The following is a 6,693-nucleotide window of genomic DNA, read 5'->3' as shown; positions in this document are numbered from 1 at the left end:
TCCTCGTACTGGACGTACTTGGACGACTCCGACAACGCGGCGAGCGTGCGTGCCGGGCGTCGCGAGCCAGGCGGGACTTTCGCAACACGCCCTAGCCCCCGCCGAATTCCCATCGTTCCGGGTGGCGTTCCACGTCTGCCCAGAGTGCTTCGCGGACCGGATCAACAACAGCCCATGAGTGCGCAGACGGGTGCTCCGCGAACACCGTGCACGCCTCGTCAGGGTCGGCAGCAAGGGTCTCGCACCACCGCAGAACCGCGAACCGGTGCGCCGAGTCGGTCCATAGGAACCACATCGCTCCACCCCGCTCGTCCTCGTCCCAAACGTGGTCGGCGTGTTCCCCGCCATGCCCCTCGCCGAGTTCGCATACGGCGTGTGTGGCTACGGCCTCCATCAGCTCCGCGGGCGGGTTGCCGGACATAAGCAGTTCCAGCATGGTTTCGAAAGGTGGCAACGCTGCCACGGCGGTGCATTGGAGCATGGTTCTGGCTTCCTTGGGAGTCGTGACAGTAGGAAGCCCCGCCCGAACAGGCCGGCGTTCGGACGTGGCTTCGTTCCCTCACCGCGCGGGGTCTATCGGTCGCCGATGGCAGCGCGCCACTTCCCGCGGGACAGATGGCACACCCCATCGGGCGTGATGCGCACCCGTGCGCCGAGCACCGGCAACGACCCTTCCGCGTTGAGCCGGTTACGGATGCGCTCCAGGGCAGTCCAGAGCCGTTGCGGTCCGCCCTGGTGAACGGTTGGTGGGGCAATGAACTCGGCGGACGCTCGGGCCCATGAACCGTCCGGGTGGACCAGGTAGGCGGTCCGGGTCCGGTCGTGAGTCTCGTATCCGAGTTCCACGCCCGGTGTCGTGATCTCCAACATGGATCGGAGTTCCCACGCTTCGGCCACGTCCACCACGGGATAGCGGCCCGTACTGCGCTCGTCCCCTTCCGTGCTCCGGGCGAGGGCGAACAGCTCGGCGAGGGCAGGCGGGTAGTCGTCGCCGGACCGAGTGAGCATGAAGCCCGCCGTGTCCCGCTCTACTTGCCCGATCACGTCGCCATTCCCGTGCTTCCACCCGGTGATGATCAGACAGGTTCGCCCGAGCGTGGTTGCGACGCGTCCGCCGGGTTCCAGTGAGGCGAGGATCGGACGGAGCCCCGGACCGGCGGGAAGCCCCACCGTGGACACGATGCGGTCATACGATCCGGGAACGTGCTCGGTCGCATCCGCGGTGACGAACTCGGGGTGATAGCCCATGGACGCGAGCCGTTCACCCGCCGCGCTGGTCACGTACGCGTCCACGTCCAAGCTCGTCACGTTCTCGGCTCCGAACCGACTGGACGCGTACGCGGTGAGCCCGCCGGCTCCGGTGCCCAGGTCCAGAAGCGACAGCCCCGGCCCAAGCCGCCCATGCCGAAGCATGCGCACGACCAGACTCGGCAGCGTGGCGGACGATGTAGGCAGACCGTGGGGCCGGTCGCCGGCCTTCGCATGGTCGGCGTGCAACGCGCCAACCCTGGTGACCAACGACCGGTCCGCGTATGCGGCTTCCATCCACTCCGCCGGGTCGGCAGCACCGTCGCGCAGTACCCACGAGCCATGCCCGTCCGGCTCCCACCACCGGGGCACCAGATCATGCCGGGAGGTTCCCGCAACGGGAGCGCGCCAGCGTGAATCGGGGTCGGTCACTCGGGCGGCAAGCCCGCCCGCGTATGTCTTCCACTCCATGTGCGGCCCTTCTAGTAGGCGGGGTCGCATGCTTCGGTGCTCGCAGGATCGCAGTCACTCGAATCGTCCGGGGTGCACATGGCATGCGTACGGGACGGGATGCTTTCGACAGCCGCTGTCCATTCGGGGCTGCCGAGGATGTCCGCGAGCGGTGTTTCCAACACGTTGGCGCATGGCATGAACCGCGACAGCACGCAGAGGGCGAGGTCACCGTTCGGCAGCACCGCAGCACGCCCCCGTCCGCAGCGTCCACAGAGTTCGTCGACGCTGGGGGTCTGGTCCGGCAATGCGGCACGTCCGACCGCCCGCACCCGGTCCGTGTTGATCCGCGTCACGCCCATGGCAGTCAGCTCGGCGCGCGCTTCGGCGACGTGCTGCCCGTCGATCACATCCACGATGCCGGCCCGAATCGGGATACCGCGAGAGACCGCCTGTTGGATGTTGAAGCGGGTGCGAAGGTAGCTTCCCGGCTTGCCCGTGATGGTGTCGTGTTCGTCGGGGTCGTTGCTGTAGTAGCTCGTCCCGAGGGTCACCCCGTCCCTCTGGAATACGTCCCACCACTGAGGACGGACTTGGAACAAGTTGCTGTAGATCTCCACTCGGAGACCGAGCGACAGAGCGAGGTCGGTGAGCTGGATCCAATGCGGATACATCGTGGGCTCACCGCCGATCAGCTGGATTTGCGGGATGCCGAGGGCCGCCGCGTCCGTGACGACAGCCTGCCAGTCCGCAGGAGTCATCGTGCCGTGTGTCCCCTGAGGACTGGACTCGGACAGGCAGTGCGTGCACTTGAGCTGACAGCCCGCAGTGACCTCCAGTTCAAGGGAGTTGAGCGGGACAGTCTTTCGTGTGGGCGGCTCAATGAGTGTTGTCATGATCGATGTCCTCTCGGGTGGGGTGTCCGCGCGGACGGAGTCACAGGTTTTCGAGGTACTCGACCCCGCCACCGCCGCGCTGTAGGGCATCCAGGGCGCTGCGGATTCGCCGCTCCGTGTGTGGTGTGGTGTGGCTAGTGGACGGTCAAGACCTGGTGAGGCGAGACCGATAGACCGGTCTCCTCCAGGACCTCCCGCGTACACGCTTCCCGAGCCGACTCGTTCGGGCGTGCGCATCCGCCGGGCAGGGGGCCGGGACGACCACGGGGCGAGCGGTGAGCCCGTACCAACCGGTCTCGTCGCAGGCAACGAACTGGAAGGTGCGACCCGCTGCGAGCTGCCGCGCCGCCTCGTCCTGGTGCTCGTTGCTGTCGGCCCAAGACCGAAGCTCGGCAGGTGCGTCCCGCTCGGCGTGCGTCACCGGTCGAAGCGCAGGGGGCGGAACCCACTCGGCGTACGGGTCGGGGTCCAGCCCTCCCGCGAATCGGAGAGCTTGCCCGCGGAGCCACCGGAGCGCGAGCCGGCGGGACGGAGCGACGAACCCGCCGAGATAGACGGTCGTCAAAGCGTCACCCGCGTACACCTCGGCGATGTACTCAACATCGGTCATGCGGCACGCTCACCGTTGTCGGGGCGGACCAGGTTCCGAAGCTGGTCGGCGGCCGCGTCCACACCGTCCAAGAACGCGTGCGGCTCGACGAACGGCTGGTCATGCGCGGGCGGGTGCGGGGTGAGTGCCCACATGATCCGGGGGAAGCGCTGCCGTAAGTGGACTTCCACGGCCCCCGCGGCGAGGACGAGCCGGACGAGTAGGCGGACTGGTGCTCTCACAGCCACTCCCCCCGGCTCCGAGCGTTGCAACGCGCGTTTTCGGCTTGCAGCCGCTCTATGGGGTCAGCGAGGCGGACGTGCCGGGGCTCCGCTTCCCATTCGGTTCCGCCGTTCATCGGGCGGAGCGACCAGTACGGGCCGGCGACTCCGCGGAACTCTCCAACACGGTCTTCACGGCTGGTGTCCACCATGAGCGTGCCGGGGTTCGGAACGTGGGCGGGTTCCTGCCCGTCTGTGGGAATGTTCTGCGCAGACACCGCCGCTCCTCTCCGTAGTGACTCCACTACCAGGGCGGCTCAGCGTGTCCTAGAGTTCAGAAGTCTTCAACTTGCACCACTTGAACGGGGAGTTGGGTGAACGCCGTTGAACCGCAAAGAGTTGGACCCCGAAAGTTCGCCGGTCGCAGCCTTCGGCGAGCGTTTGCGCACGTTGCGGGACGAGCGCGGGTGGACGCAGGATGAACTAGCCGAACGCATGGGCTACTCGGGGACGCATATTTCAGCCGTCGAAACTGGCCGTCGGTCCCCAACTCCCCGTTTCGCGAACAGTGCTGACAAGGTGTTCGGGACGGGCGACCGGCTCGAACGTCAGGGCCGGGCCGTACGCACAAACGCGCTGTTGGAGGGGTTCCCGGAGTACGTCGCACATGAGGCGCAAGCGGCAGAGATCCGACTCTATGAGGTAGGTGTTATCCCTGGGCTTCTTCAGACACCGGAGTACGCAGCGGCGCTCACCGCAGGAACCGTCAAGCGGGGAGCCATCAGCTCTGAGCAAGGGGGCGAACGAATCACGCTCGTTGCGGAGCGCCAAGCATCGTTGATCCGGCAGCCGCTCCCACTGGTCTTTGTAGTGCTTGACGAAAGCTGCCTTAGACGACCAATCGGGGGCAGCGCGGTCATGGCGGATCAGTTTGCACGTCTGGTCGAGTTCGCCGAGCTACCGAACTCGGTGATCCAGATCGCCCCGTTCGGCATGGGGGTTCGCCGCCCTCTCAGCCTGCCCGTGACCGTTCTTACGATGCCGGATCGGTCGCTCATGTCGTACGCGGAGTCCGCCCAACGGGGGCACCTCGAACGAGAAAGCATGTTCGTGCTGCCCATGCTGACGGCCTACCATCAGCTACAGGCTGAAGCCGCTTCGCAGGCGGAGTCTGTGGCCATGATCGAACGGTTACGAAAGGGCACCCCGTGACGACTGAATCCCCCCGCTGGTTCAAGTCTTCGTACAGTGAGAACGGTGGTCAGTGCATCGAGGTTGCGGATAACTTCGTCGTCTCGCGCGGCGTGGTTCCCGTCCGTGACTCCAAGAACACGACCGGCCCGGTTCTCACCTTCCCCGCTGGTGCGTTCTCGTCCCTCGTGGCAGGCGTAAAAGCTGGAGAGTTCGGCACTGCCTGACCCCCAACCGACCTGCTGAGCCGCAGAGTTGACCCGTCATGCAACGGCATGATGGGACTTCGCTGTGTCCGCACCAGGGAGATGTTCGCCGCCGGCAAGGGGACGCTCGACGCCGTGCTGCGCCCCGATCCCAGATTTCTGGGTCCGGTGGAGACGGGGGTGACCGAGGCACTGGCGACGCGCGGGACCGGCTGACGGCGGACGCGCCGGGGTCCACGGTGTGCGCGGTGCGGGTCGGGCGGCGGTCGCGCCGCTACGCGCGCCCCGGGTCGGGGCCGACCGCGTTGCCTCGTACGGGTGCGGTCCAGGCGATCCAGTCGCCGCCGGCGATCAGGCGCCCCCGCGCCCGCAGTTCATGGGCCACGCGCGGCGCCGCGAAGTACACCCAGGCCCTGGCCGTGGTGCCGTCCGCCCGCAGGACATCGCGGGCGGCCCGTTCGTACACATTGCCGGGGTCGCCGGGCGCTCCGTACTCCTCCAGCTCGTCGAGTACGCGGAGCAGTTCGCCGTACGCCCCCGGCGCTGCCGTCACCAGCTCGCCGACGATCGTGCCGGGAGCCTCGATCGCATACGGATAGCCGGGACCGTCGTACAGGAGCGCTCCCTCCAGCCGGGCCGCTTCCTCCCCCGCCGTGCGGCCGCGCAGGAACAGATCGTGGTTGTGCTCGCCCGGCCGCAGCGTGCCGTAGACGAAGAACGGCAGCGCCCGCTCCCCCTCACGCCCGGTCCTCATGGTGCGACGGTCTCCTCCGTGAGCCACGCCAGATACGCCGTGCTGCCCCGCACCACGGGCGTGGCGATGATCTCCGGCGTGTCGTAGTCGTGGGCGGCCTTCAGATGGGCCTCCAGCGCTTCGTAGCAGGCAGCGGTGGTCTTGAAGAGGATCTGCCACTCCTCGGCGGTCTCGATCGCGCCCTGCCAACGGTAGACCGAGGTGACCGGGGCGGAGATCTGCGCGCAGGCGGCGAGGCGGGCCTCGATCACGCCGCGGGCGAGTTCCTCGGCCTTGTCGGCGCTGTCGGTCGTGGTCAGCACGGTCAGGCACGCGGCGAGGGGCACGGGCGGGCTCCTTCGGGGTCGTGAGGCCGGGACCTGCGTCCCGGACCTGGCGGTAGTACAGCACCGTACGCACGGCGGTCGCACCACCGCCCAGGGGAGCCACGTGCCGGGGCGTCAGCCGGCGTACGGGCGGGCGGACTTGGCATCCCGCAGGGCCAGCCCCCACCAGGCGAGCTGGTCGAGCATCACCGTGGCGGCCGCGTCGCAGTCGGCCGGGTCCTTGTGCCGGCCGTCGTCGTCGAAACGCGCGCCCGCGTGGTGGAAGGAGACCGTGTCCCGGACGGTGACGGCGTGCAGTTCGGCGAAGACCTGGCGCAGCTGCTCGACGGCGCGCAGTCCGCCGGAGATCCCGCCGTAGGAGACGAAGCCGACGGGCTTCGCCTGCCATTCGCCGAAGTGCCAGTCGATCAGCGACTTGAGGGAGGCGGGGAACGAGTGGTTGTACTCGGGGGTGAGCACGACGAAGGCGTCGGCGCCGGCCAGCCGCGGGGTGACCTTGGCGAGTTCGGCGCGGACGGCGGGGCCGGGCTTGAAGGAGAGGCCGGTCGGCAGATCCGCCTCGGCCAGATCGATCAGTTCAGTGGTGAAGTCCGGGCGATCGGCGACGCGGGAGAGGAACCAGTCGGACACGACCGGGCCGAAGCGTCCTTCCCGGTTGCTGCCCAGGATGACGGCGAGTTTCAGGGGTTCGGGGAGGGACGCGGCGGCGGATTGAGGCGCGGCCGTGTCGGCGGTCGTGCGGGGCGCGAGGTCTGTCGTGATGTCCATGGGGAGAGCGTCATACGTCAACCTTGGTTCAGGTCAAGCGGGCG

Annotated in this window: 12 protein-coding genes and 1 pseudogene; 3 read left to right on the top strand and 10 right to left on the bottom strand. The window is 68.0% G+C overall.

Annotated features, from left to right (window positions below; translation table 11 throughout):
- Positions 1 to 91: 91 nt before the first annotated feature.
- The 7 genes and pseudogenes from ACFVWW_RS33980 to ACFVWW_RS33950 form a co-directional block, all read right to left on the bottom strand.
- On the bottom strand, positions 92 to 436 hold the full coding sequence (locus ACFVWW_RS33980) for a hypothetical protein (protein WP_384189286.1): 345 nt from the start codon (positions 434 to 436) through the stop codon (positions 92 to 94).
- A gap of 137 nt (positions 437 to 573) precedes the next feature.
- A complete protein-coding gene (locus ACFVWW_RS33975) occupies positions 574 to 1,719 on the bottom strand; it encodes a methyltransferase domain-containing protein (RefSeq protein ID WP_386877500.1) in 1,146 nt (381 codons plus the stop codon).
- Positions 1,720 to 1,730: 11 nt separating this feature from the next.
- The gene (locus tag ACFVWW_RS33970) at positions 1,731 to 2,594 is read right to left on the bottom strand and encodes a radical SAM protein (RefSeq protein WP_386877501.1); all 864 of its coding nucleotides are present in this window, start codon (positions 2,592 to 2,594) and stop codon (positions 1,731 to 1,733) included.
- A gap of 134 nt (positions 2,595 to 2,728) precedes the next feature.
- Positions 2,729 to 2,884 carry an NUDIX domain-containing protein gene (locus tag ACFVWW_RS33965; protein WP_384189290.1) on the bottom strand — a complete coding sequence of 52 codons (156 nt, stop codon included), beginning with the start codon at positions 2,882 to 2,884 and terminating at the stop codon, positions 2,729 to 2,731.
- Positions 2,845 to 3,204, bottom strand: a pseudogene (locus ACFVWW_RS33960) (hypothetical protein); the annotation flags it as partial. The gene ACFVWW_RS33965 and the pseudogene ACFVWW_RS33960, both read right to left, overlap by 40 nt.
- Positions 3,201 to 3,425 (bottom strand): hypothetical protein, encoded by a 225-nt coding sequence (locus tag ACFVWW_RS33955; RefSeq protein WP_386877502.1) that lies wholly within the window; start codon positions 3,423 to 3,425, stop codon positions 3,201 to 3,203. The pseudogene ACFVWW_RS33960 and the gene ACFVWW_RS33955, both read right to left, overlap by 4 nt.
- Positions 3,422 to 3,682, bottom strand: a complete 261-nt coding sequence (locus ACFVWW_RS33950) for a hypothetical protein (protein ID WP_383914531.1) — start codon at positions 3,680 to 3,682, stop codon at positions 3,422 to 3,424. The genes ACFVWW_RS33955 and ACFVWW_RS33950 overlap by 4 nt, the downstream gene beginning before the upstream one ends.
- Positions 3,683 to 3,788: 106 nt before the next feature.
- On the opposite strand from ACFVWW_RS33950, the gene ACFVWW_RS33945 reads away from it, so the two are divergent.
- From ACFVWW_RS33945 to ACFVWW_RS33935, 3 genes are read left to right on the top strand one after another with little or no spacing between them, the layout of a single operon-like run.
- Positions 3,789 to 4,616, top strand: a complete 828-nt coding sequence (locus ACFVWW_RS33945) for a helix-turn-helix domain-containing protein (protein WP_386877503.1) — start codon at positions 3,789 to 3,791, stop codon at positions 4,614 to 4,616.
- Positions 4,613 to 4,822: a DUF397 domain-containing protein gene (locus ACFVWW_RS33940; protein ID WP_386877504.1), complete on the top strand. Its 210-nt coding sequence runs from the start codon at positions 4,613 to 4,615 to the stop codon at positions 4,820 to 4,822. Before ACFVWW_RS33945 ends, ACFVWW_RS33940 begins: the two co-directional genes overlap by 4 nt.
- A 48-nt stretch (positions 4,823 to 4,870) precedes the next feature.
- Positions 4,871 to 5,017, top strand: coding sequence for a hypothetical protein (locus tag ACFVWW_RS33935; RefSeq protein ID WP_386877736.1), 147 nt, complete (start codon positions 4,871 to 4,873; stop codon positions 5,015 to 5,017).
- 58 nt (positions 5,018 to 5,075) lie between these two features.
- Here the strand turns inward: ACFVWW_RS33935 and ACFVWW_RS33930 are convergent, their stop codons facing one another.
- The 3 genes from ACFVWW_RS33930 to ACFVWW_RS33920 all read right to left on the bottom strand — a co-directional run bounded on the left by ACFVWW_RS33930 (position 5,076) and on the right by ACFVWW_RS33920 (position 6,649).
- Complete coding sequence (locus tag ACFVWW_RS33930) at positions 5,076 to 5,555, bottom strand: gamma-glutamylcyclotransferase family protein (RefSeq protein ID WP_386877505.1); 480 nt, start codon at positions 5,553 to 5,555, stop codon at positions 5,076 to 5,078.
- Complete coding sequence (gene cutA / locus ACFVWW_RS33925; RefSeq protein WP_384189299.1) at positions 5,552 to 5,881, bottom strand: divalent-cation tolerance protein CutA; 330 nt, start codon at positions 5,879 to 5,881, stop codon at positions 5,552 to 5,554. Before cutA ends, ACFVWW_RS33930 begins: the two co-directional genes overlap by 4 nt.
- Before the next feature lie 114 nt (positions 5,882 to 5,995).
- Positions 5,996 to 6,649 carry an NADPH-dependent FMN reductase gene (locus ACFVWW_RS33920; protein WP_386877506.1) on the bottom strand — a complete coding sequence of 218 codons (654 nt, stop codon included), beginning with the start codon at positions 6,647 to 6,649 and terminating at the stop codon, positions 5,996 to 5,998.
- Between the last annotated feature and the right edge of the window lie 44 nt (positions 6,650 to 6,693).

Origin of the sequence: Streptomyces sp. NPDC058198 (assembly GCF_042882605.1) — a bacterium.
Lineage (GTDB): Bacteria > Actinomycetota > Actinomycetes > Streptomycetales > Streptomycetaceae > Streptomyces.
The sequence above is the reverse complement of the archived record's forward strand: the minus strand, read 5'-3'. Positions and strand labels throughout refer to the sequence as shown.